The 21,049-nt window shown below is 46.7% G+C and carries 16 protein-coding genes; 7 read left to right on the plus strand and 9 right to left on the minus strand.

Annotated elements, in window-relative coordinates:
• Entirely contained in the window at window positions 1-2,094 is a 2,094-nt protein-coding gene (gene recG, locus RT717_RS25155) for an ATP-dependent DNA helicase RecG (RefSeq protein ID WP_317489091.1), read from the plus strand.
• Here recG and RT717_RS25160 read toward each other — a convergent pair.
• The 4 genes from RT717_RS25160 to RT717_RS25175 are packed head-to-tail and all read right to left on the minus strand — an operon-like array spanning window position 2,087 to window position 6,479.
• Entirely contained in the window at window positions 2,087-2,854 is a 768-nt protein-coding gene (locus tag RT717_RS25160; RefSeq protein ID WP_317489092.1) for a LytR/AlgR family response regulator transcription factor, read from the minus strand. The genes recG and RT717_RS25160 overlap by 8 nt on opposite strands.
• Window positions 2,851-3,903 carry a histidine kinase gene (locus tag RT717_RS25165; protein WP_317489093.1) on the minus strand — a complete coding sequence of 351 codons (1,053 nt, stop codon included), beginning with the start codon at window positions 3,901-3,903 and terminating at the stop codon, window positions 2,851-2,853. The genes RT717_RS25160 and RT717_RS25165 overlap by 4 nt, the downstream gene beginning before the upstream one ends.
• Window positions 3,900-4,895, minus strand: a complete 996-nt coding sequence (locus RT717_RS25170) for a sensor histidine kinase (protein WP_317489094.1) — start codon at window positions 4,893-4,895, stop codon at window positions 3,900-3,902. The genes RT717_RS25165 and RT717_RS25170 overlap by 4 nt, the downstream gene beginning before the upstream one ends.
• Window positions 4,896-4,940: 45 nt before the next feature.
• Window positions 4,941-6,479, minus strand: a complete 1,539-nt coding sequence (locus RT717_RS25175) for a hypothetical protein (protein ID WP_317489095.1) — start codon at window positions 6,477-6,479, stop codon at window positions 4,941-4,943.
• A 257-nt stretch (window positions 6,480-6,736) separates the two neighbouring features.
• Between RT717_RS25175 and RT717_RS25180 the strand changes: the two genes are divergently transcribed.
• The 3 genes from RT717_RS25180 (at window position 6,737) to RT717_RS25190 (ending at window position 9,175) form a co-directional block, all read left to right on the plus strand.
• Complete coding sequence (locus tag RT717_RS25180; protein WP_317489096.1) at window positions 6,737-7,537, plus strand: hypothetical protein; 801 nt, start codon at window positions 6,737-6,739, stop codon at window positions 7,535-7,537.
• A gap of 4 nt (window positions 7,538-7,541) precedes the next feature.
• Complete coding sequence (locus RT717_RS25185) at window positions 7,542-8,030, plus strand: methylated-DNA--[protein]-cysteine S-methyltransferase (protein ID WP_317489097.1); 489 nt, start codon at window positions 7,542-7,544, stop codon at window positions 8,028-8,030.
• Between the two features lie 164 nt (window positions 8,031-8,194).
• Window positions 8,195-9,175: an alpha/beta fold hydrolase gene (locus RT717_RS25190; protein ID WP_317489098.1), complete on the plus strand. Its 981-nt coding sequence runs from the start codon at window positions 8,195-8,197 to the stop codon at window positions 9,173-9,175.
• Between the two features lie 21 nt (window positions 9,176-9,196).
• On the opposite strand, the gene RT717_RS25195 is transcribed toward RT717_RS25190, so the two are convergent.
• Window positions 9,197-10,621: an amidohydrolase gene (locus tag RT717_RS25195; RefSeq protein ID WP_317489099.1), complete on the minus strand. Its 1,425-nt coding sequence runs from the start codon at window positions 10,619-10,621 to the stop codon at window positions 9,197-9,199.
• A gap of 152 nt (window positions 10,622-10,773) precedes the next feature.
• Between RT717_RS25195 and RT717_RS25200 the strand changes: the two genes are divergently transcribed.
• On the plus strand, window positions 10,774-13,149 hold the full coding sequence (locus RT717_RS25200) for an ABC transporter permease (protein WP_317489100.1): 2,376 nt from the start codon (window positions 10,774-10,776) through the stop codon (window positions 13,147-13,149).
• 571 nt (window positions 13,150-13,720) lie between these two features.
• Here the strand turns inward: RT717_RS25200 and RT717_RS25205 are convergent.
• The 3 genes from RT717_RS25205 to RT717_RS25215 all read right to left on the minus strand — a co-directional run bounded on the left by RT717_RS25205 (window position 13,721) and on the right by RT717_RS25215 (window position 17,542).
• Window positions 13,721-16,117, minus strand: a complete 2,397-nt coding sequence (locus RT717_RS25205; RefSeq protein ID WP_317489101.1) for a penicillin acylase family protein — start codon at window positions 16,115-16,117, stop codon at window positions 13,721-13,723.
• 196 nt (window positions 16,118-16,313) lie between these two features.
• Complete coding sequence (locus RT717_RS25210; protein WP_317489102.1) at window positions 16,314-16,577, minus strand: hypothetical protein; 264 nt, start codon at window positions 16,575-16,577, stop codon at window positions 16,314-16,316.
• 11 nt (window positions 16,578-16,588) lie between these two features.
• The gene (locus RT717_RS25215) at window positions 16,589-17,542 is read right to left on the minus strand and encodes an IS110 family RNA-guided transposase (RefSeq protein ID WP_317489103.1); all 954 of its coding nucleotides are present in this window, start codon (window positions 17,540-17,542) and stop codon (window positions 16,589-16,591) included.
• A gap of 419 nt (window positions 17,543-17,961) precedes the next feature.
• Here RT717_RS25215 and RT717_RS25220 point away from each other — a divergent pair, with 419 nt between their 5' ends.
• Both RT717_RS25220 and RT717_RS25225 read left to right on the plus strand, forming a co-directional pair.
• Window positions 17,962-19,242 (plus strand): amidohydrolase, encoded by a 1,281-nt coding sequence (locus RT717_RS25220; protein WP_394854141.1) that lies wholly within the window; start codon window positions 17,962-17,964, stop codon window positions 19,240-19,242.
• Between the two features lie 84 nt (window positions 19,243-19,326).
• On the plus strand, window positions 19,327-20,091 hold the full coding sequence (locus RT717_RS25225) for an arylamine N-acetyltransferase family protein (protein WP_317489105.1): 765 nt from the start codon (window positions 19,327-19,329) through the stop codon (window positions 20,089-20,091).
• On the opposite strand, the gene RT717_RS25230 is transcribed toward RT717_RS25225, so the two are convergent.
• Window positions 20,081-20,944 (minus strand): hypothetical protein, encoded by an 864-nt coding sequence (locus RT717_RS25230; protein WP_317489106.1) that lies wholly within the window; start codon window positions 20,942-20,944, stop codon window positions 20,081-20,083. The two genes, RT717_RS25225 and RT717_RS25230, sit on opposite strands and share 11 nt — an antisense overlap.
• Window positions 20,945-21,049 lie beyond the last annotated feature (105 nt).

The raw sequence follows: 21,049 nt of genomic DNA on the forward strand, positions 1-21,049 counted from the left end.
ATGTCCGGCTTTTTTGAAACCAGAATAGAGTTCCTTAAAGGTGTTGGCCCTCAAAGAGCGGAGCTGCTAAACAAAGAGCTGTCTATTTTCACCTACGGCGACCTACTCCAGCACTATCCGTTCAGGTACGAAGACCGGACAACCTTTCACAAAATCAGAGACATAAGAGACGAGGAATCTTTTGTGCAGGTGATGGGGAAAATCCGATCAATGGAAACTGTTGGTATTGGCGGAAAGAAGAGGCTTGTGGCTCATTTCTATGACGAAACCGGAGAAATGGAGTTGGTTTGGTTCCAGGGGGCTGCCTGGATTTCTAAGAAGCTCCGGGTAAATACACCCTACCTTGTTTATGGCAAGCCGTCCGCTTTTGGCAGCAAGTTCAACATCGCCCACCCGGAAATTGAACCACTGACGGTTGATAACAGAAAAGGTGGGTATCTGCAACCCATTTACCACACCAGCGAAAAGCTTAAGGCCCGCTTTATCGACAGCAAAGTGATCTCAAAGTTTCAGGAGCAGCTATTGCTGGTTGCTTTGCCGTATATCCACGAAACCCTTCCTGACTTTTTGCTGCAGAAATTTGGCCTGGTGAGCAAAAAAGAGGCCATGGTAAATGCCCACTTCCCGAAGAGTAGTGAATGGTTAGAAAGGGCGAGAAAGCGGTTGAAGTTTGAAGAGCTTTTCTACATTCAACTCAGGCTGGTAAGCCTTAAGGGCTCCCGAAAAGACTTGTACAAAGGCCTAGTGCTGGCAGACGCCTCTCTGCTCACCACTTTTTACAATGACCATTTGCCGTTTGAGCTGACTGGCGCCCAAAAAAGGGTGATCAGGGAAATTTACCTCGACATGCGGTCGGGCAAGCAAATGAACCGCCTTTTGCAGGGCGATGTGGGAAGTGGAAAAACCATGGTGGCCTTTATTTGCATGCTGCTGGCCATTGGCAGTGGCACCCAGGCAACACTTATGGCACCGACTGAAATTCTGGCCGGTCAGCACTACACCGGGCTCAAAGAGTACGCCGACAAAATGGGTCTAAACATTGCCAAACTTACCGGCTCCACCAAAAAGAAGGAGAGGACAAGGATTCTGGCAGAACTGCTTTCCGGTGATATTCACATATTGGTGGGCACTCATGCGCTACTGGAAGAGCCTGTGCAATTCAAAAGCCTCGGACTGGCCATCACCGATGAGCAACACCGCTTTGGCGTAGCACAACGGGCCCAGCTTTGGCAGAAAAACGAAGAGTTTTATCCTCACGTGCTGGTGATGACAGCCACACCCATTCCCCGCACGCTGGCCATGACGGTATACGGCGACCTGGATACCAGCACGATTGATGAAATGCCCGCCGGCCGGAAGCCCATCAAAACGATTCATAGAACTGACGCCGCCAGGCTGCAAGTGTTTGGGTTCATCAGGGAACAAATTCAGTTGGGGCGGCAAGCTTACATTGTTTATCCGCTCATAGAGGAGTCGGCATCGCTCGACCTCAAAGACCTGATGGATGGCTACGAAAGCATTGCCAGGGCTTTTCCGGACTTCCAGCTCAGCATTGTGCACGGCAAAATGAAACCCGAGGCCAAAGACTTTGAGATGCAGCGGTTTGTGGAGGGCGTTACACATATAATGGTGGCAACAACTGTGATTGAGGTAGGCATCAACGTGCCCAATGCCAGTATGATGGTGATAGAAAATGCGGAGAGATTTGGGCTGGCCCAGCTGCATCAGCTCAGGGGCAGAGTAGGCCGGGGTGCCGACCAGTCGTATTGCATTCTGATGACAAAAGACAAGCTAAGCCAGGAGGCCAGAACCCGTATTCAAACCATGGTGGGCACCAACGACGGGTTTGAAATTGCCAGGGTCGATTTAAAACTGAGAGGCCCTGGCGACTTAATGGGCACCCAACAAAGTGGTGTGATGGATCTTTTGGTGGCTGACCTGGTGCAAGACGGGAAAATACTTCAGGCAGCAAGGGAGGAAGCACAGCAAATCATTGACAATGACCCTAAGCTGGCTCTGGACAAACACCGGGTGATCAAATCACACATTTCTTCGCTCAAAAAATCAGTGACAAACTGGAGCCGGATCAGCTAGCATCATTGAACCAGTCTTTGAAAGCACTTACCTTCTCCCGGCTCACCACAATCTCTTCAGGCCAATCCACCGTCGGCACTATTCTAAGCCTGGTAACGGAGTAGATCAGCACATCTTTGATGGCATCGATATTGATGATATAAGTGCGGTTGGCCCGGAAGAAGGATTTCGGGTTAAGTATCTCCTCCAAGGTCTCCATTTTATAGTCGATCACATATCTCGCCTTGGTATTGGTAACGATAAAGCCATTTCTCCCCTCGGCGTAAAAGAAGGCCACGTCTTCGGTTTTCACGGATCGGATATGTTCGCCAACCTTCACCATAAACCTGTTTTTGAAGTCTTTTTGAAGGTAGCTTTTGAGTACGTTTTCAATGGCATTTGCAGGCTGCACGGCGGCCCCTTTCTTCAGGAGCCTTAACTTCTCAATGCTTTGCTCCACTGCACCTCTGTCGATGGGCTTGAGCAGGTAGTCCACTCCGTTCGAGCGAAAAGCCTCCAAAGCATAATTGTCGTAGGCGGTGATGAAAATGACCGGTACATTGACGGGGTGCTTTTTGAATGCCTCCAGGCTTAACCCGTCTTTCAACTTAATATCCGTTAATATCAGTTCTATCTCGTCTTCTTTGGCTTCGAGCAACTCCAACATAGCCACCACAGTAGTCGCTTCGCCTATCAGTTCAATTTCCGGAGCTATTTCCGCCAATATTTTCTTGAGCTTGTCTGATGCTGGTTTTTCGTCTTCTATAATAATGGCTTTCATGCTGCTTTCTCGAGTTTTAGAAGAGGTAGTTTTACAAATCCCTTATTGTCGGCTTTCACTATCAGCAGGGGCCTCTCGGTGAAGTGCTCAAACGACTGGAGCAATTCCATCATTTTTTCTTTGCCCTCCACCGTTGGCATCAGCCTTTCCCACAGGGAGTATTCAATGGTTAAATAGTCCTCCTCTCGCCTGACAAATATCTTCAAAGGCCGACTTTGGTTGATCATGTTCGAGGCGATGATCCACTCCATCACAATCATCATACTTCCGGGCAAAAGGTACGCCTCTTCTTCGATAGCTTCGCTCTCCGGCTGCCAATGAATATTGCCATCGTACTGCTGATTATAAAGATACACTATGCTTTCAGCGATCGTCAATTCAGCCTTCATTTCCGAAAGATCTTCGTGCCGGCTGTCAAGCACACTTCTATACACATGCGAAAGCTTCTGGATAAACTTGTCGGCGGCTTTGTCCTTTTTATAAAGAATAGAAATCAGGGTTTCGAGCGATTTGTAAAGAAATTCCGGGTTAATGACCCTACTAAAGATTCTCAGCTTCAGGTCTATATTCTTTTTCAATACCCCTTCTTTATCTAATGCCCTATTTGTTTCAAGTGTAAACAAGATGACAGAGGCGAGCACTATAAAGTAGAGAGCATAAATAAAGCCGTAGATGGATAGAAAGGTGGATAATTCGGTGGTGAAGGTACCAAAGCTATAGCCTATCACCCCCACAAAGTAAGCGCTGATGCTGCCGAACACCACAAGCAGGGTCACCAGCAATCCTGCAAGAAATAATAAGCCAAACGAGAGCTTAATAAAGTCACTGCTTTCAATTCGTGGCACAAAGCCATTGGCAATCGCCCGCAGCAATTCAGCAACCAAATAGGTAATTCCTATGCACAACAAAGCTTCCTTTTCGAAAAACACCTCACCAAGTGAGCCCAGGTTATCAAACACTAGCAGCACAAGCATGTAAATAAGCATACCCAATGGGAGAGGGGCAAACAATCGTGATATCAAGTGATTATAAAAAAGTTTACGCTTCATAAATGAGGAAGTAAAGGAACGGAGACGCTAAACAGCTTGTCGTTTACAATCCGAACTGGTAAATCGGTAAAAAAAACATATCGCTTTTGGATATTGGCCAAACCCACCTGTAGCGACTCTGCTTCATCCACGATGCCCCGGTTTTCATTGGTCACACAGATGTAGTTACCCTCCTCTTCCTGAATCACTATCTCCATCGGATCCAGCTCCGAAAAGTCGTTGTGTTTGATAGCGTTTTCGACCAGCAGTTGTATCATAAGCGGCGGTATGTTAGCCGAAAACTTATTGGCCCCGATTGAAATTGTGTGGGTAAGCGCATTGCCGAATCGTACTTTTTGGAGAAACAGATAGGCCCTTACAAAAGCCAGTTCCTCCTCTACAGTTACCAGCTTTTTATCCTGAGAAGCAATAAGATACTGGTAAGACTGCACCAGCCGTCGAATGAACTGCTCGGCTTGTTCTGAAGAGCCGTCGAGCAGGGAAGAGATGGTGTTGAGACTGTTAAACAGATAGTGGGGACTAAGCTGTGTTTTCAGAAGCTCGTACTGAAGCTCAAGCTGCTCTCTTTCGTGCTTGAGCTGGTTGAGCCGACCTTTAGAGTATTCGCTGAAACTAAAGTACGACAGGTCAAAAACTCCATTGACGATGATCAGGACAAAAAGAAGCAGCGCTAATTTGATCATTTCAGGCTTCAGCGTTTCGAAAGAAACCGGTTCAGGAAAAAGCCCTTTGGACAGCTCAAGGCCCAGCAGGACAATACCAGCCAATATTGCAGCCTGCACAAGTGAACCTGCAAGAAACCGGACGCCCAGCGACTTCCTCCAGGAAATGACTGCATTTAACCTGATGTTGGAGTAGACTATTGAAATGCCAGCCACAGCGCCCATGGCCACTACCAACAAATAGGTAGCAAGGTGGGCTGTAAGGTCGGGAAGCTCTCCGGTTTTACCGTAGTAGAGATAGTTGAATATCCCTACTGCGATAAATGCCATTCCTGATGATTTCAATAACCATTTTCTCATGGCTGGCTATGGTGCTTAATAAAGTTTCTCCATCACCCTGCGGTACTCGCTGCTCGAAGGTATTTTAGAGGCAGCTTCCGACACAGCTTTTCTGAATGTGTCATTTCTTGGCATAACTTCAGCTACTTTCACCAGCACTTCTCCTCTCGACGACGAGGAAGCGATATGTTCAGATGCGTCAATTACTTTCATAAGAAAATCGGGATGTACGTTACCGTCTTTCATGAAAGTTAGCAAAACATTTCCTTGTTCCGAAGAGCTTGGTATCCTTGTGACTGTTTCAAAAATAAGATCGCTGAGCTGGGGGTCGTTGCGCATTTTGGCCGACGCAGCTCTTAAAACCTCGCCCTGAGTAGAACTGCTGGCAATGCTCTGCACGGCTTTGATCAATGGCACCAGCTGCGACGGTGTTGGTTCTTTTTCGATAATAGCGAACTTCAAAACTTCGCCCTGTGTGGAGCTACTGGCAATTCGGCTGATGGTAGAAGCGAGTTCACCAAACAGCTCATTTGAAAGTTGGCTGGAGTTATCAATAGCGTATTTAAGCACTTCTCCCTGTTCGGAGCTGGAAGGAATCTGCCTGACAGATGACAGCACTTTGCTAAAAGTATAAACTTCCAGGTTCTCGTCCCTCATCAGATCTCTCAAAACACTTCCCCTTTCCGAGCTGGAAGGAATATCATCGAGCACGTCAAAGTATTTTTCCTGTATGCGCTGATCCTTATCAAACTGCCTGTTGTACAGTCTTAACACAGACCCCCGTTCTGAGCTCGATGGAATGTGATCCACCGCATCGAGCAATGCAATTTTGGTAGACGTTTCCAGTTTATGCTTTTGTAACGCATGGCGCAGCGTATAGGCCGACTCTGAACTCGACGGGATATTGTTAACTGCCTCGAAATAAGCGGCGGCACTCTTGCTGTTCGAAAAAAACTTGTAGTCATATTCCCTGAGCAGCTCGCCTCTGGTTGAACTGGAGGGAATATCTCTGCCAATGGCGAGAGCAATTTTAGACAGCCCGGCTTCAGAGAGCCCATTGGTTTCCAACAGGAACGAAAAGTATTCTCCCTTACCGCTTGAGCTGTTGATCTCCTCTATTTCGTCAATCACAGCATCAACGCCGCCCTTCCTGTAGAACCTCCTTACCCTGTCTTCAGCCGCCACGCCGGTGGAGTGAATCACATCGAGGAGAACATCAGCCAGCCATTTTCTTCCTTCCGGCTCGAAGTTGATTTGGGTTCTGTTATCATAAAACTCGTAAGACAGCTGCCCTGCATCGTTGCTGCTGATCGTGAGTTCCTTTTTGTTGCCAAAAGTTGTTTTTCTTATTGTTAGATAGCCACCGGGCGTAATGGCCGTCACTTCGGTATCGGCATCATTTACTTTGACTGAGCCCCTTACTTTTATCTCCAGGCTGGAAGCATTACCAACAATTTTGAAATCATTTCTGTAGGTCTTCGTTTTGAGGGAGTCCTCCCCGGCAGCCTGGACCGCCACAACAGCAAAGCAGAATACTGCCACCGTTGCAAAAATTTTCATCATTAGCGTTTTCATAAGTTTGTCCTTTTTAAGCTTCACTATCCAAACGTTCTGACAGGAAGCAATTCTTGGAAATTCATTTTGAGTTGATGATACAATGAACGGTAAATGACCGACGAAAGTAAACGGCTATGTAGCCAACCGGAGAATGTTTGTAGCCAACCGTTCAATTCGATTATTCATTTTTATATCAAAGTTTTCAGTGCCATTGGATTTTGGGCTATCTTAAATGAAATTTAGGAATTCGAACCACCGACTAAGCACGTCACGAAATGAAAAACACAATTAAGCTTGCCTTATTTTCAGCTGTTGTCATTGGGTACATCACCAGCTGCACTCCTTCAACAAAAGAGACCAATGACGGCCAAAGTGAGTTTGTCGAGAACCCACCTGCTGAAGGCTTCGATGAAAAAAACTCAGATCCTGTTGCCATTAAACTTGCCGATGATGTGATGACCAGCATGGGAGGGCGAAACAACTGGGACGCCACCCGGTTTCTTGCATGGAATTTCTTTGGTGCCCGCAAGCACCTATGGGACAAGCAAACTGGTGATGTGAGAATTGAGGCACCAAGAGACTCCACCATTATTTTGATGAACATCAATACCATGACAGGCCGGGTAATGAAGAAAGGCCAGGAGTTTACCAGCCCCGACTCCCTTTCAAAATATCTTGAGAGAGGCAAGTCCTGGTGGATCAATGACTCCTACTGGCTTTTCATGCCATTTAAGCTAAAAGACAGCGGCGTAACTCTGCAATACATTGGCGAAGACACAACAATGGATGGCCGCAACGCCCATGTGCTAAGCCTGCTGTTTAAAGGAGTGGGTGTGACGCCCGACAACGGCTACAAAGTATATGTTGATATGGAACAAAGCCTGATAACTCAATGGGCTTACTACAAAGATGCCTATCAGGACGAGCCTAACTTTGTGCTTCCATGGGTCAACTACAAGCCCTATGGTAAAATTCTTCTATCCGGTGACAGAGGTCAGCGACAAATCACTGAGATAAGCGTTTTGGAGACTGTTCCGGAAGGGTCATTCACTGAGTTTAGCCCAATAATCCTGTAGTTTATTGAATCAATGCGTCATTCAAAGCCCGGTTGGTCAACTAAAGCTTTCTGCTTCTGGGGGTTACCTATTGCGGATTGACTTTATTAATGAGCAGGAAGTTTGTTCTCTTCCAACCGATTCTCTGTTAAAAGAGTCTGTTAAGCAGCTTCAAGCCTATTTTAATGGTAAGCTTGAGTTTTTTGATCTGCCGCTGAAGCCTATCGGAACTGATTTTCAGTTGCGGGTTTGGGAGGCATTGGGAAAGATACCTTACGGTACCAGCTGGTCTTATCTTCAGCAAGCTACTTTTTTGGGAGATGCGAAGTGTATCAGAGCAGCAGCAAGTGCCAACGGAAAAAACCCTTTGCCAATCGTTATTCCTTGCCATAGGGTGATTGGAACAGATCAAAAGTTGGTTGGATTTGGCGGCGGGCTGTGGAGAAAAGAGTGGCTTTTAGGTCATGAAAAACACCCTAATTACCAGTACAAACAGGGTATGATTAAGTTTTAACCGTTAGCAGCATTATATTTTTGATTACATTTGAACCAATATTTGACCAGCTATACTTGTTTTCGAGTATTTTTGATGAAAATCTACCTGCTTCCTACGATTCGTTTTCGAATGAATTAATTTGGCATTATTAGTGCAGAGAGGGATAAGTAAAGGATCACGGTATGTTTAAAAAGACCTTAGTTTCGCTGGTACTATTCACGATAGGCGTTTTCATGGCGCTTTTCCGTGCCGACTTGTCGCTTGAAGACCTATCGATAAAGTATGCAGGAAGAACGTCCCGATTCGTGAAAATTGATGGCCAGCCTATTCACTATAAATCGGAAGGAAAAGGATTTCCAATCATTCTTCTTCATGGCACTGCCTCATCGCTGCAAACCTGGGACAAGTGGTCGCAGGAGCTTTCGCAGTATTATCAGGTGGTGCGCATCGATCTCCCTGGTTTTGGACTAACAGGCCCATTCCCGGACAATGACTATTCCATGAAACACTACAGTGAGTTTCTGGAGAAATTCATTAGCACTGTGGGGTTGGGTCGTTGCTATATTGCTGGTAACTCTCTCGGCGGGGAAATTGCGTGGAATTTTACCATCGATTATCCCGAAAGAGTTGAAAAGCTGATTCTGATCGATGCAGCCGGCTATCCAAATGATGCCCCCCCACCATTTATTTTCAGGCTCGCCAAGGCACCAGGCTTCAATACATTTCTGAGGTTTTCAACGCCAAGGTTTATGGTGAGAAACAACCTCGAAGAGGTGTACTATGACGACTCGAAAATTGATGAAGACCTTGTGGAAAGGTACCAATCCCTTTGCCGCAGAGAAGGCAATCGCCGGGCTTTCATATACCGAATGAATACTGCACATATAGACAGAAGCGATGAGCTTTCGAAAATAAAACAGAAAACCTTGATTCAATGGGGAAAGCACGACAAATGGATTCCGTACAACGTTGCTGACTCCTTTGCTACAAGTATTTCTCACTCAGTTGTAAAGATTTATGAGAATGCCGGTCACGTTCCTATGGAAGAAATTCCTGAGGAAACTGTAGCCGACGCCATTCAGTTTCTTCAGGAAGATTCTCCGTTCCATTTCCCTTTCATCTTTGCTAATTCTCAGGAAGTGAGAAGAGGTAATAATCGATAGGAAAAACGACCCATTCAAGAGTTATTTTCTGTAATCAAGGGCTGGCGGCCTGTTGCCCAACAAAGGGTCGTAAACAAAGTCAGTGCCTCTTTTAGTGTTAAACTCTGCCTTGGCCTGCTCAAGTACTTTAGGGGATTTGAACAGATCGTAGCCTGTTATGGCCATCGCCTTTGCAGCCACCATCATTCCCTTAACACCGATTGACGTGCCGCCACTGGCAACCGCCTGCCAACTATGAGCCGCAGTGCCCGGCACCCAGGTAGCTGCGGCAAGGCCTACGGTGGGCACGTTCCAGCTAACATCGCCTACATCGGTAGAAGCACTTCCAGCCCTCATCTCATAGGGCATAATTTTTTGTGTGTAATCAAGCGACATGGCACTCTTGCCAAGCGTAGTAGATAGTTTTTCAGCAAAAGCCTTTTCCTCAGCAGTGTAAGTGTAGCCTCCTACTTTTTCCAGGTTAGTCTGCATGATTTTGGCCAGCGTTTCGTTGGGCAGCAGGCTGTATACACCTCCCGTTACTTCTATTTCGACCTTTGTATCTGTGCCGAGGGCAGCCCCTTTAGCGGCGTTTTCCAGGCGGTTCCACATGTCCTTCACCTCATCGTTGTCTTTATGGCGAACATAGTAGTAGGCCTCTGCAAAGTCAGGAACAACATTCGGTGCTGTGCCACCATTGGTAATCACGTAATGTATCCTTGCGTCCTCTTTAATGTGCTCTCTCATCATGTTCACCATCATGTCCATAGCTTCCACGGCGTCCAACGCCGACCGTCCTCTTTCGGGAGCCGCCGCCGCATGAGAGGCAATTCCATAGAACCTGAACTTGCCAGTTTTGTTGGCCAATGATGTACCAGGGCTGGCGCTGTTCACACTTGCAGGGTGCCAGTTAATGACGGCATCCACATCGTTGAATAAGCCTTCTCTCACCATGTACACCTTTCCAGATCCGCCCTCCTCGGCTGGCGTGCCATAAAATCTGATGGTTCCGGAAGTTTTGGAGGAAGCCAGCCAATCTTTAAGAGAAATAGCGGCAGCTGCAGATGCCACCCCAAACAAATGATGCCCGCATGCATGGCCAGCTATTCCCCCTTCTATCGGAGACTTCTCCGGTACAGCCGCCTGGCTAAGTCCTGGCAGGGCATCAAATTCGCCAAGTATGGCTATCACGGGCTTGCCATTTCCGAAACTAGCCGTGAAAGCAGTTGGAATGCCGGCAACGCCGCTTTCGACCTTAAAGCCTGCGTCTGCCAACACTTTTTGCAAAGCCTCTGAGCTCTTGTATTCCTGATAGCCAACTTCAGCGTACGACCAGATTTCGAGAGCAGTTTTGCTATATAAATCCTCTTTCTGATCAATGTTGCGCATGATATTATCCTTGTCTTTTTGGGCAAAGCCTGTTACGGCTAACGACAAAAGAAAAACGACTGGTAGAATCCTCTTCATAGTGATAGGTTTAATTGATTGGATAAAATAAGCAGGAAAAGCCGCACCAAAAAATAGCACTTTCGTCTAAGGTCGAAAAAGTAAATACAAGGCGCCAATGCAACCCCGGGCATATTTTGGCGTCATTAATTTATTTCCATCAAAGACTCATCATGTTTAAGAACTACCTCAAACTCACCGTCCGAAACCTGCGTCGCAACAAGCTTTACGTTTTCATCAACGTGCTGGGGCTCGGAATCTCCATGGCCTGCTGCATCATCGCCTACCTGAATACCCGGTTTGCCTATGATTTTGACAAACAGCATGTTAACAGGGAAAACATCTACAAAGTGCAAATCAACAAAGACGTGCAAGGGCAGCCTGTTCCCTATGGCATCACACCTGTTGCATTGGGGCCAAGAATAACTCAGGACGTCCCCCAGGTAGATGAAGTAGTGAGGGTTACTGGCGATTCTTATATATTAAAGGTCGACCGAAAGGTTTTCAACAGGTACATAACATTTGCAGACCCCAACTTCTTTGACGTTTTCTCTTTCAAAATGAAGGAGGGTTCTTTCGACAGTTTTCATAATAAGTCGCAGCTCCTCCTTTCTGAAGAAATGGCCACAGCCTATTTTGGTGACGAAAGCGCCACTGGTAAGATTATTACCCTGGTGACATCCGATGAAAAAACCAGGGAGTTTATTGTGGGTGGAGTACTCGAAAGCATGCCTGAGAACTCAACCTTTCGGTTTGACGCTATCACTGTTTTTGAAAACTTCCTGGATCTCAACAAAATAGCCAATAATAGCTGGACTAGTTTTGTCGGCGGCACGTTTCTTTTCTCAAAAAATGGCTTTGCTCCTGACGAAGTAGCTTCCTTTCTTACCAAATATGTGCCGGAACAAAATCAGGCCAGGCCCGATTGGCTGATAGGGTCGTTTTATTTGGAGCACATGCCAGACATGCCTTTCTCCGGCCGGGATATCTATTCGTACTGGTTTCCTCAAGCCATGCACCCGGCGGCCATTATTGCTCCCATTGTGATGTCGGCACTCATACTTCTCATCGCATGCTTCAATTTTACTAACACCTCCATTGCCACCTCCAGCAAGCGACTTAAGGAGATCGGTATCAGAAAAGTAATTGGCGGCAACAGGCAGCAGCTTATTATGCAATTTATGGCCGAAAACCTTGTTCTGTGCTTATTGGCCATTGTAGTTGCTCTGGGCCTTGCTTCGTTTCTTGTGCCTGCCTACAGTGCTATGTGGGAAGGCATGACGCTGACACTCGACCTCTCTCAAAACACCGAGATTTACCTGTTTCTGGTTGGCCTTATGATATTGACAGCGATTATCGCTGGAGCCTACCCATCGATTTATGTGAGCCGCTACGAACCGGTGAAGATCTTGAGAGGCAACCTGAAACTAGGTACCACAAGTTCTCTTTCACGAGGGCTGTTGATGATGCAATTTGCCTTCACTATTATGGCCCTGGTGGCAAGTATGGCCTTTTATCAAAATGCCATTTTTCAGGAGAATGCCGACATGGGGTTTGAAAAGGAAAGCGTAATAGGCGCCAGGGTGAGTTCGCTGCAGGAATACACCACGCTAAGATCGGCGATGGAAAAGAACCCCGACATCGTTAGCCTGGCGGCCTCTGCCAGTCATATTGGTTTTTGGAACTACGGCAGAACTATCAAATCGGGTGATGTGGAACGGGAAGTGATGATGATGGACTTTGGCCCCGAGTACTTCGAAACCATGGATTTGGAAATGGCTGAAGGGAGGCCTTTTGGAAAAGACCTTGCCGAAAGCGACAGACTTGGTTCCATCATTGTTAACGAAAAGTTTGTGGAGGCGTTTGGTTGGAAGGAAGCTGTCGGCCAAAGAGTATCCATCAGCGATACGCTCCACTTAACTGTGGTTGGCGTGATCAAAAATTTTTATTCCGACAACTTCTTTTCCCCTATTGAGCCCTATGCCTTCAGGCTTTCCAGAGAAGATAATGTCAACTTTCTCATCGCTCGGGTAGCAGGAGACAAAATTGTAGAGAGTTACAAGGCCATGGAACAAAACTGGCTGGACCTGTTTCCAGACAAGCCCTTCAACGGCTTTTACCAGGAGGATACTCTCAAAGAAGCCCATGAAGTCAATGCAAATATTGTCATCATCTTCGTTTTTCTTGGCGTCGTCAGCGTGTTGCTGTCGGTGATTGGCCTATTTACCCTCATATCACTTAATGTGATCAAGCGGGTGAAAGAAATTGGCATAAGAAAGGTGATGGGAGCCGAAATTCCGCAGATTCTTTGGCTCATAAGCAAAAGCTTTCTTTTAATGGTGGTGGTAGCCAGCGCCTTGGGTGCAGTAGGCGGCTACTATCTCACCGACATGTTGATCGAATCCATTTTTAAGTTCTATAAACCAATTGGGCCGGTCAGCTTTCTTGTGCCGTTTCTTATCATTCTGGCTGTTGCAGGATCTACCTCCTTTTTGAGAGTTTTTGCTGCGGCAAGGAAAAATCCGGTTGACAGTTTGAGGTACGAATAGACCGGCTCCCTATGGAGGCAGTTGTCCTTAAAACGACCCTGGTTGATGAAACCTTACATTCCAACACGAGCTGGGTGCTTTGGTCAGATGATTTATGGCAAAAATCTTTAAATCGGAGGTTTGTCATGCTTTAACCAGCCTTATGCAACCTTCTGAAAAAGAGGTGGATAAATTATTTTGTCTCAGCTACGCCTCTTATAAGTTGAAGCAAACGATTGCAATGAATTGTTTTGAATATTTCTTACATTATTTATAATTATTCTGTTTGTATTAGTAATTTTGCACTGAAACAAAACGATGTGTTGTTTCGTTATGGTAACTGTAATATTAAGAGTGAGGTGTTTATGAATTTTGGCGCAACGCTAAACAACAATGGTTGGCAACTGTCAACAGGAAATAAGAAGACGAAGGGAGTTATTAAAATGTTTGGTTCCAGAAAAAATGTTTCGGCCCTTGTGGCTATTCTTTTAGGAGTACTAATCGTGTCTTTAGCCATCAATGTTAAGGAGACTCCACAATCTCAGGCAAAGGTTTACTCTCAAATGAAGTAAACCGAACGGTTACCGACCTATTATTTGTCGGGAAGTAGCATAAGGAGCTTGCCACTAGTGGTGAGCTCTTTTTTGTTGATGGTCATCTTCCTGAACTTCCCCTCTACATACATTTGGGCCTGGTCATCGTAATGTCTGCTGTGAAAAACGCCGCTCTGGCCAGTGGGCAAAATGCTCTCCGAGTTTTCTATGTCTGAAAAATCGACAACTCGCCGTGTGCTTGGCCCAAACGACACCCTGTACTTGTTTTCGCTTGTGACAGGATAGCCCCAGTTGTTGATCACCTCCTCGCCTGAAGAAACATGGAAATCGCCTACGTTTAAAACCTTTCCAAGCAGTGGCACCACACCCAGGGCATGGTTATGTGTTAGCGTATGGATATTCTCCCATTTCCATTTGTCGATGTTCTTCCCCAGGTCGTCTTCCAGCGAGGCCACTGCACTTATGAGCGCTCCGTAAATCACATCCTGCCGGGGTTCAACAGTTTTCTTGTCGGCATTGTACCACCAGGAGGAACTATCATTGGCTATGAGAAGTGGAAAGGTTCGCTTCCTGAGGTCAGTAGTTGACATGAAGAGGTCAAACTTGTCCTGGCCAAGCTCATCCTTCATTGCTTTTTCCAAAATGGTGTACAGCCACCTGGTGTAGATAATCGGCGCAGCAGTTTGCCCACCAAACTTGCCATCCCAGGCTCGCAGCAGCTCGAGTGCTTTTTGATCATTTCCTGCTAAGGATGCGTTCTCCATTGCCGTTAGCAGCACGCCAATATTTTGAGTCACAGCTGGCGAAGTCTCATCCATCAGCATTTTTTTTACATCCTCGCTATCCCAATCGTTTTTGCTGTCAATCATTTGCTTTATCCTTCTGGCCCTGTCCTCCGGCAAATAGTAGCCCGGGTAATAGTAGCCATTTACGCTGTCAGGCTGGTTGTTAGCAGAAAATACATAGCCTGCCGGAGGGTTGACAGAATGGGGGTTCGAGGAAAAGTCGAAATAGCCAAGCGGGTCATCTTCCCCTGTGGATCCGTTAAGAATAGTGAAGGAGTTGACGTGCTCTGGCCGTTTTATCAAACGTGCAGTTGCCCACCAGGCCACATTTCCTTTGGCATCTCCGTACATCACATTGAGGCCTGGGGCATGTATAAGCTTGAGAGCGTCGGTAACATCTTCAGGTGACTGCGCATTGTTTAGCTTGCGTGTGGCGTCCAGCACCTGATTGGGGAGTTTGTTATATGTCCACCACATGGCTACCGGATCAGGCCCAACTATCTCGCCCAACACTCCATTGACAACGGGGCCGTGGAGGGAGGTTTTCACTTGAAAAACTATGTCTTCCTCGTCTTTAACTTTGATTATTTCGTCCCGATAGTCAAAGCTTTTCCATTCTCCTTTGTACAGGTACTGATTGCTATCGGCTTCGTTTTCCGTTTCTCTGAAAAAGTCAACATCATCATTTTCGAGCATGGTCAGGCCGACGGCCACCTGACGATTGTGTCCCAAAATTGCGAAGGGGTAGCCAGCCAGGTGGTAACCGTAAAGCTGAAAATCGGGCGTTTCCAGATACGCCTCGTACCACACAGAAGGCTGAGAGAACCCAATATGAGGGTCATTGGCAAAAAGCACCTTGCCAGACTTTGTCTTTGACGGCCCCAATACCCAACCGTTGCTGCCTATGAAAGGAGACACTGGCAATTGGTTAAGCATTTCCAGCAGCATAGCGGAAGACTTTTCATTCAAGCCAATGGGATCTCCAAAATAGCTCGGGATCATTTGTCTGGTGGTGTCTGCTTTTAGCCCCAGGTCTTTCAGGTAGCTGGCACCGAGTTCGGCATTAATAAAGCTCACCAGTGGGTCGGTTTTATGCGCCGCTGCAAAACTAAACGACATATAGCCTACAGCGTTATAAATATCCTCCAGGGTAAAAGGCGTTTTTTCAATACCAAGCAGCTCATACTCCAAGGGTGTTGGGCCCTTTTCCAAAAATTCATTGATCCCTCTGAGATAAGCCTCTGCTTCTTTCAGCGTGGGGTTAGTGGTTTGGGTTCGCAGCTTCTGCGCCGCCTCCTGCGAGGAAAGATGTATCCCCAACGTGCGAAAAAACTTATCGGTCGGCAAAAGATCTTTCCCAAGTATTTCCGACAACTTCCCTGGCGCAATCCTCCTCACCAGCTCCATTTGAAACAGCCTCTCCTGGGCATGAAGGTAGCCCATGGCCAAGTAGAGATCACCTTTGTTTTCCGCATAGATGTGCGGAATGCCATAGCTGTCAAACCACACCTCCGCTTTGTTTTCAAGCGGGCTTAGGGTCAAGTCGCCCTTGTATTTTGGCTTAATGTGCTGCAGATAAAAATATAAGGAGATGACTAGTAAAATAATCAAGACCAGGATGCCCTTCAGTAGCCTCTTGATGGTTTTCATGTGTATATAATTTTGTTTCGATCAAGTAGTAAAGTATCCATAACAAGGTTAAGAGAGTAAATTTTCATGTTCGTGCTCCTTCCCGATAAATCGGGATTGGCTACATCGTTGGGTGCTTAACCTGTTTGTTAGACCAATTTCATCTACAGGCTGTCATTGAAGACGCTCCAGTAACAGACCGGCCTTTTAAAGTTCTTTAAGCGGCAGAAACCAAATCGTAGCCTAGCTCTTTTAGTTTGGCTAAGTGTCTTTTGATCTGCTTCTTGTTTCGTTCAGCACTGTCGTGCAATAGCGGTTCCTTGTAGGCCTCTTTGTTTTTTAGAACATGGTAGGCGGCGATAATAATCTTATGACCAACTGCTACCAGCGCTTTCTTTTTGCCTCTGCGTGCAATTAAACTTTGATATTTGCGCTTCAGGTAGCCGTCTTTCTTTCTTGTCGCCCCCCAACCACATTCCACCAAAAGAGACTTCAGGTAGCGGTTTCCCTTAACTGTCCTTGTGCTTTTTTTTTACCCGCACTCTCGTTGTTCCCCGGGCTCAGCCCTGCCCAACTACTCAAGTGATGCTCGTTAGGGAACTGATTCATGTCTACACCAATCTCACTGATAATGCTGATGGCGCTGTCTTTTCCCACCCCATCGATGGTTTGCAGCAAGTCTATTTCTACAGCATACTGAGCAGTGGATCGGTCTATATGTTGCTCCAGTTCTCCAATGATCCCTTCTTTTTCCTCAATGCTCTTCCTGATAATATTGAGCATAAAACGATGATGGGCTGTTAATTTTCCCTCAAGGGCTTTACGGATGTCTTCTCGGTTGGCCTTTACCTTCCCGTGAATGTGCTTCATTAAATCATCCACATTGGTCTTACCATCAATGATATCATTGATGATTTTACTACCAGTGGCACCATGAACTTCGGTAAGTACAGTGCTGAGTTTGATATTGGCATCTTCCAGTATCCTTATCAATCTGTTCTTCTCGCTGGCTACATGTTCTACTTGGCGCTTTTTGTACCTGACAAGATCCCGCAACTCTCTAATGTCTCTTGGAGGAATAAAACTTCCTCTTAACAAGCCAGCCAACAGCAACTTGCTGATCCATCTGCTGTCACGTTTGTCTGTTTTGTGCCCTGGTACATTCTTCACGTGGCGGGCGTTGACCAGAATAATTTCAAAGTCCTCTTCCAGTATATTAAATACTGGCTTCCAGTAAACGCCTGTGCTTTCCATTGCCACATGGGTAACTCCCTGGCTTTTACACCAATCTCTTAACTCTGTCAAAGAACTTGTGTAGGCTTCAAACTCCCTGGTCTGGTAGTCATTCTGCCCTTTGCTGATCGTCGCTACGATCACCGCCTGATGTACGTCAAGGCCACAGCCGACCTTCACTATTTGTTCAAAAGCTACTTCTCCCGTTTCCATATAACTTTCAAGGGTTTCGATAACCCTTGAAAGTTACTCAATATTCATTTTCGTTCGGGTGTGCTAAAGTCGCTCATGGAGATTTCATCTGTATAAAATTTACTTTTTAGCGGCCAGATGGAATAGCCAAAACCTTTTGGAAGCGATAGTCGACTATTCTCCGACTTTATTCATTCCGCTGGGTATGGACTTTCCTTATGGCTATTTCATGTGGGTGGTTTTTTGAAATTTAAGGGTTTTTGAATTTATTCCATCAGACAGCTCACTATTTGCTGAAAAGACAGGTCTATATTATCTGTCAAATAATACTTCCGCTGAAAAATTCAAACGCATAAACGACCACGTTTTTGTCTATCTTCCAAAAGTAAACCAACCCAAGTATGAAAAAAACTGTATACACTGGCCTTTTGGCCCTATTAATGCTTACCTGCCAATCGTGGATTTCGCCAGCGCCTGCTGGTTCGAAGCTGAAAACAAAAGCCTATCAATTGGCCGAAAAGGTAGAGCCCAAAGTCATCGATTGGAGACACGACATACATGAGCACCCTGAGCTATCAAACAGAGAGTTTAAAACTGCCGAAAAAATTGCAGCCCACTTAAAAAGCCTCGGTATGGAGGTAAAAACCGGTGTGGCTATTACCGGCGTTGTCGGAACACTGGTGGGAGGAAAGCCCGGCCCGGTAGTGGCCCTTAGGGCGGACATGGATGCCCTTCCGGTGCCTGAAAGAAACGACCTTCCCTGGAAATCAAAGGTAATGGGAGAGTACAACGGCCAGTCAGTTCCGGTGATGCACGCCTGCGGACACGACACACACGTGGCGATTCTGATGGGCGTGGCCGAGGTGCTGAGCCAAATGAAGAGCGAATTAAAAGGCACCGTGAAGTTCATCTTTCAGCCAGCTGAGGAAGGTGCGCCGGAAGGTGAAGAGGGTGGCGCCGAACTGATGGTGAAGGAAGGGGTGCTGGAAAACCCAAAAGTGGATGCCATCTTTGGTTTGCACATCAACTCAGCCACCGAAGTAGGAAGCATTCGTTATAAGCCAGGCGGAGCCTTGGCCAGCGTAAACAGTTTTACCATCAAAGTGAAGGGGCGCCAGGCGCACGGCTCTGCTCCCTGGAGCAGCATCGACCCAATAGTAACCGCCGCTCAAATCATTAACAACGCCCAGACCATCGTGAGCCGAAACATGATGCTGACCAAGGAAGCTGCCGTTGTCACCTTTGGTAGTATACATGGTGGCGTGCGAAGCAATATCATTCCTGAAGAAGTGACGCTCGTGGGCACTATCCGGGCGCTGGACAATGGCATGAGAGACCAGATTCACGAGAGATTACGTTCCATCGCCACGCATACGGCCGAAGGCATGGGTGCTACTGCCGAAGTTATCATCGACAAGGGATATCCCATCACCTACAACGATCCCGCACTAACAGCCAAAATGCTTCCGAGCCTTGAGGAAGTGGCAGGCAAAGAAAATGTGATTTTGTCGGCCGCCAGCACAGGTGCTGAAGACTTTTCATTCTTTCAGGAAAAAGTGCCTGGCTTTTTCATTTTTCTGGGAGGTATGCCAAAGGGGCAGGACGCCTCAAAAGTGGCCTCTCACCACACGCCTGATTTTTATGTAGACGATGAAGGAATGCTGCTGGGTATAAAGTCTCTTTGCGCTCTAACGCTTGACTACATGGAAAGCCCAAAATAAGTTTCAGTCCGGCTGTGGTAGGTTTTTTCCACCGCAGCCGGACTCCCTCACAAGGTTTCTCTTTTGAAACAACAGCTTCTTCAAATGGATATTGACAAGTACTTGCACAGGATAGACGTTTCAGCCAGGGAGGCTCCAGGTGCCCGTTTCCTCAAGCACCTTCATTATCAGCATTTGCTACATATTCCATTCGAAAACCTTGATATTCACTGGGGCAAGGAAATCCTGCTTGATACCGAGAGGTTGTATAAAAAAATAATTGAGCAAAAACGAGGCGGTTTCTGCTACGAGCTCAACGGTCTTTTCTACTCATTGCTTTCCCAGCTGGGGTTTACCTGCTATATGGCTTCGGCCAGAATGCCAAAGCCTGACGGAAAACTCTCTCCCGAATTCGAGCACATGTGCATTTTGGTGCAGTTGGAAGGTGAGGTGTTTCTTTGCGACGTGGGCTATGGCAAAGGGCCGGTCTATCCCCTCAAAGTGCTGGAAGAGAACATGCAAATGAGCCTCAACCAGTTTTACCGAGTCCGGAAGAAAGATGATGTTGGTTGGTGGCTGGATGAATCGGATGACGGTCAATCCTTTGAGGAAAAATACCTCTTCTCACCAAAAAGAAGAACACTTATAGAGTTTATCCCCCGTTGCGTTTATCAGCAAACTGACCCTGAAAGTCATTTCAGAAAAGGAAAAATGATCACTCAGGCCACCCCGGATGGCAGAAAAACTTTAACGGAAAAAATGTTGATCGTGAATAGTCGGGGGGAAAGAACCGAGCACTACCTCCTCAACCAGGATGACTTTTACATCAAACTGGAAGAACACTTCAATATTCGCCGCTCTACAAGTTAGGCTTTAGCTGCCTTACTAATTGATCGAGCCCTTCTTTGTAAAAAGCATAAACTCTCTTTTGTTGCTGCGCCGGATCTTCGATGTCAAAAAGAGACTCTGCAGTTAAAACAGCGCCCAGCCAGTCTTTCTCGTGCCATTTGCCATGACTGATGGGTATAAGCTTATCTCTGGAAGGGTATGGCCAGGGAGAAAGGTAGAAGTACGGCTGATCATAGAATTGATCGCCAGGAGACATGCCTATACCAATACTGCTGGTCGTTTCCGGATCGCCTGTGTCATTCAGAATAATGAGTGCAGCTATATCGAAATGATGCGGCCAACACCTCACGTCTGTGGACTGTGGGAACTCCCTTTTCAGCGGCCGTAAAATATGATCAGCGTTGTGAAAATACCAGGCAAGCTCTTCGAAAGCCCGGGCGTCCTTTTGCTCAAATGGCTTTCCATGGGCTGTGGGGTAATCAGGAGTTTCATACGGAAGGTTGATGGCGAACTGGCCCGTGTCCAGCCCCAATCCTTCCAGCTGCTCTTCCAGCCAAACCATCGACTGGGCCTGCGTTTTCCCTTTGAGGTCATATTCCCCTATCGTCTTTACCTCGTCGTCGACCAAATGAATGGACAGATTAGCCAGATCCAAAGAAACCCGAAATTTAGTTGAGCCCTCTACCCAATTACCGGCCAGCCTTTGGAATTGCGGCACCCACACGAGGTTGGCATGTTTGTCGTCCTTCACCCTGGGAAGGTATATTCGTCCCACAACAGACACCTGCTGAACGGCCTGATGTAACTGTTTTCGGGCAACACTCAGGGCCTCAAAATTTTGGTAGGTTAGCGGTTTCCACGCAATGGTATCCATATTCACGACAAGTTAACGAATCGGCTATTGATTCAAAATCAAGCATTTGTTAATTGATTGTCAACAATGCCCTTTGCTGGATGCTGGTGACATGTCCAACACCTC

Origin of the sequence: Imperialibacter roseus (assembly GCF_032999765.1) — a bacterium.
Taxonomy (GTDB): domain Bacteria; phylum Bacteroidota; class Bacteroidia; order Cytophagales; family Cyclobacteriaceae; genus Imperialibacter; species Imperialibacter roseus.

Excerpts from the sequence above, each read along its gene's own strand:
- RT717_RS25215 (WP_317489103.1), bottom strand. The coding sequence starts at position 17,542 with ATGGAAACGGGAGAAGTAGCTTTTGAACAAATAGTGAAGGTCGGCTGT.
- RT717_RS25230 (WP_317489106.1), bottom strand. The coding sequence starts at position 20,944 with ATGGATACCATTGCGTGGAAACCGCTAACCTACCAAAATTTTGAGGCC.
- RT717_RS25190 (WP_317489098.1), top strand. The coding sequence starts at position 8,195 with ATGTTTAAAAAGACCTTAGTTTCGCTGGTACTATTCACGATAGGCGTT.
- RT717_RS25170 (WP_317489094.1), bottom strand. The coding sequence starts at position 4,895 with ATGGCATTTATCGCAGTAGGGATATTCAACTATCTCTACTACGGTAAA.
- recG (WP_317489091.1), top strand. The coding sequence starts at position 1 with ATGTCCGGCTTTTTTGAAACCAGAATAGAGTTCCTTAAAGGTGTTGGC.
- RT717_RS25205 (WP_317489101.1), bottom strand. The coding sequence starts at position 16,117 with ATGAAAACCATCAAGAGGCTACTGAAGGGCATCCTGGTCTTGATTATT.
- RT717_RS25175 (WP_317489095.1), bottom strand. The coding sequence starts at position 6,479 with ATGAAAACGCTAATGATGAAAATTTTTGCAACGGTGGCAGTATTCTGC.
- RT717_RS25165 (WP_317489093.1), bottom strand. The coding sequence starts at position 3,903 with ATGAAGCGTAAACTTTTTTATAATCACTTGATATCACGATTGTTTGCC.
- RT717_RS25195 (WP_317489099.1), bottom strand. The coding sequence starts at position 10,621 with ATGAAGAGGATTCTACCAGTCGTTTTTCTTTTGTCGTTAGCCGTAACA.
- RT717_RS25180 (WP_317489096.1), top strand. The coding sequence starts at position 6,737 with ATGAAAAACACAATTAAGCTTGCCTTATTTTCAGCTGTTGTCATTGGG.
- RT717_RS25160 (WP_317489092.1), bottom strand. The coding sequence starts at position 2,854 with ATGAAAGCCATTATTATAGAAGACGAAAAACCAGCATCAGACAAGCTC.
- RT717_RS25200 (WP_317489100.1), top strand. The coding sequence starts at position 10,774 with ATGTTTAAGAACTACCTCAAACTCACCGTCCGAAACCTGCGTCGCAAC.
- RT717_RS25220 (WP_394854141.1), top strand. The coding sequence starts at position 17,962 with ATGCTTACCTGCCAATCGTGGATTTCGCCAGCGCCTGCTGGTTCGAAG.
- RT717_RS25225 (WP_317489105.1), top strand. The coding sequence starts at position 19,327 with ATGGATATTGACAAGTACTTGCACAGGATAGACGTTTCAGCCAGGGAG.